The 1,200-nt window shown below is 37.8% G+C and carries 2 protein-coding genes; both read right to left on the reverse strand.

Going from position 1 to position 1,200, the window contains the following annotated elements; translation table 11 throughout:
* A partial coding sequence (locus tag UC75_RS02670) for a bestrophin family protein (RefSeq protein ID WP_228137037.1) occupies window positions 1-609 on the reverse strand: 609 nt, incomplete at its 3' end.
* A gap of 69 nt (window positions 610-678) precedes the next feature.
* Window positions 679-1,200: sigma 54-interacting transcriptional regulator (locus UC75_RS19890; RefSeq protein WP_228137038.1), on the reverse strand; the 522-nt coding region annotated here is incomplete at its 5' end.

Raw genomic sequence — 1,200 nt, forward strand, 5'->3', positions numbered from 1 at the left:
AGCAATTCGGTCACAACCTGCTTGGATATTGCCTAGCTCAACAATATGTCGATTTAGCGTGCTATAGATAATGTCACTAATTTCACCATCTTTGAGTATTTTAACTAAATCTTTTTGAATATTTTCGAGTACAAATTGCGGCGCATTAATATGCTCATTTAAATAATTAAGTGAAGAGTTATTTAGATAGGCATGCTCAAGAAATTTTGTGGGTTCGACTGTTTGTTGACGTAAACGATCACGCAATAAGTTACTAAAAATTAAGACCTGATGAATTAAATGTTCACGTTGTTCATTGGTTAGAACATGGCTGTCTCTAACAATATGTCTGGCATTAGCAATTAGTGCGCCCCAAAGTTTTCGGCCTTCCCACCAACGGTCATAACACGCGTTATTTCGAAAACCCGTACAAATCGAAAGAATCACACCAAATATTGTAAATCCAATTGCGGGTACAGTAGGTATTTGAATCCAATGATAATAAGAGAGCCAGACCACACAGGCTGAAATAAGTACAACAAAACTCAGTGCTGGCAAGACCTTCGGTAAAATTGTTCCTTTCCAAGCAAATAAAAGTTTAAATACATTGCTTTTATCGCGGACAATCATATAAAGCCTTTGAACTAATGAACCTAACCAAGTGCAATATGATACGCCTTAGACAAGCTAAATACCTAACTAAAGCTTATGCTTTTGTCTATAGCGCCAAAGCGTTGTACGGCTAATACCAAAAATATTCGCGACCATATTTAGGTTATGGTTATATTTTTCTAAAGCAGCTTGCACATTTTCAGGGGTAAGTTCTGTATTTGTCTCAGGCAATTTAACGTAATCCTCGGCATTTAAGAGCTCATTTGGTAAGTCTTCAACTTCAATTTCATCCTTACCATTTGCCATGGTTAAGGCATAAAGCAAAGTGTTTTTAAGCTCACGAACATTTCCTGGCCAGTCATAATTCAATAAAACTTGCATAGCTTTTTGATTGACATGACGAGGCATGGTGTCGAGTTGAGTTGAGCTCTCTTTTAAAATCTGATCGACAATCAGTGGAATATCGACTTTTCGCTCTCTGAGTGGCGGTATAAAAATTGGAATTACGCGTAAACGGTAGAGTAAATCATGACGGAAACGCCCAGCCTTAGCCTCTTCGCGTAAAGCTTTATGTGTTGCAGTAATAATTCGGACATTGGCTTGAATCGG

Origin of the sequence: Acinetobacter sp. V2 (genome assembly GCF_001188385.1) — a bacterium.
Taxonomy (GTDB): domain Bacteria; phylum Pseudomonadota; class Gammaproteobacteria; order Pseudomonadales; family Moraxellaceae; genus Acinetobacter; species Acinetobacter oleivorans.